This window comes from Achromobacter sp. 2789STDY5608615 (assembly GCF_001298995.1).
GTDB classification, from domain to species: Bacteria; Pseudomonadota; Gammaproteobacteria; order Burkholderiales; family Burkholderiaceae_B; genus Achromobacter; species Achromobacter insuavis.
Genome location: NZ_CYTY01000095.1, coordinates 1 through 1,641 on the forward strand (window position 1 = coordinate 1; position 1,641 = coordinate 1,641).

The following is a 1,641-nucleotide window of genomic DNA, read 5'->3' on the forward strand; positions in this document are numbered from 1 at the left end:
CGGGAATTTCCATCGAGGCCTTGTCGGACTCGACGGTAATCAGGCTCTGCTCGGCCTTGATCGTATCGCCCACGGCGACCAGCACCTCGATGACTTCGACTTCCTTGAAGTCACCGATGTCCGGCACTTTGATTTGAACGGTATTGCTCATAGGGCTCCCCGTTTACAGCGCGATGCGGCGGAAGTCGGCCAGCAAGGCGCCCAGATAGGCGTTGAAGCGGGCAGCGGCGGCGCCGTCGATGACACGGTGGTCATAGGACAGCGACAGCGGCACGATCAGGCGCGGCACGAACTGCTTGCCGTCCCAGACCGGCTTGTGCGACGAACGCGACACGCCCAGGATGGCCACTTCGGGCGCATTGATGATGGGCGTGAACGAGGTGCCGCCGATGCCGCCCAGCGACGAGATCGAGAAGCAGCCGCCCTGCATGTCGGCCGGCGAGATCTTGCCGTCGCGCGCCTTCTTGGACAGGTCGGTCATTTCCTGGGCGATCTGCAGGATGCCCTTCTTGTCGGCATCGCGGATCACCGGCACCACCAGCCCGTTGGGCGTGTCGGCGGCGAAGCCGATGTGGTAGTACTGCTTGAGCACCAGGTTGTCGCCGTCCAGCGAGGCGTTGAACTCGGGGAACTTCTTCAGGGCCGCGACCACGGCCTTGATCAGGAAGGCCAGCATCGTGACCTTGATGCCCGACTTCTCGTTTTCCTTGTTCAGCGTGACGCGCAGCGCTTCCAGGTCGGTGATATCCGCTTCGTCGTTGTTGGTGACGTGCGGGATCATGACCCAGTTGCGGTGCAGGTTCGCGCCGGAGATCTTCTTGATGCGCGACAGCGGCTTGGCTTCGACCGGGCCGAACTTGGTGAAGTCGACCTTGGGCCACGGCAACAGGCCCAGCGCGGCGCCATCGGCCGAGCCGCCCGCGGCGGCGGCCACGGGGCCGGCGGCCAGCGCCTGCTTGACGAAACCGCGCACGTCATCGGCGGTGATGCGGTCCTTCGGACCCGAGCCCTTGACCTTGCTCAGGTTCACGCCCAGTTCGCGGGCGAACTTGCGCACCGACGGCGAAGCGTGCGGCAGCTGGCCGGGCTTGAGGTTGGCGTCTTCCAGCGCGGCGGCCGGGGCCGGACGCGACGCGGCGGCGGGCGCGGCGGCAGCCGGCGCCTCGGCCTTGGCGGCCGGCGCCTGCTCCTTGGCCGGCGCGGCTTCGGCCTTGGCGGCCGGCGCGGCGGCGGGCGCGCTGCCTTCCACCACGACCACGATCGAACCCTTGGCGACCTTGTCGCCGACCTTGACCTTCACTTCCTTGACCACGCCGCCCTGCGAGGCCGGGATCTCCATCGAGGCCTTGTCGGACTCGACGGTGATCAGGCTCTGCTCGGCCTTGATGGTGTCGCCGACGGCGACCATGACTTCGATGACTTCCACTTCCTTGAAGTCGCCGATGTCCGGCACTTCGATCTCGACCGGACCGCTGCTGGCGGCCGGCGCGGCGGCCTCGGCCTTGGCGGCGGGCGCGGCGGCGGCGGCAGCAGCCTGCTTGGGGGCTTCGGCCTTGGGCGCTTCCTTGGCGGCCGGGGCGGCGGCGGCGTCGGCCGCTTCCACCTCGAGCACCACGGCGCCTTCGGCGACCTTGTCGCCGA

At 68.1% G+C, this 1,641-nt stretch carries 2 protein-coding genes; both read right to left on the reverse strand.

Annotated features, from left to right (window positions below; all coding sequences use genetic code 11):
- The coding region (locus tag AOZ49_RS32250) for a biotin/lipoyl-containing protein (RefSeq protein WP_156355804.1) at positions 1-151 on the reverse strand (151 nt) is incomplete at its 3' end.
- Between the two features lie 12 nt (positions 152-163).
- On the reverse strand, positions 164-1,641 hold a 1,478-nt coding region (gene aceF / locus AOZ49_RS31510), incomplete at its 5' end, for a dihydrolipoyllysine-residue acetyltransferase (protein ID WP_054479842.1).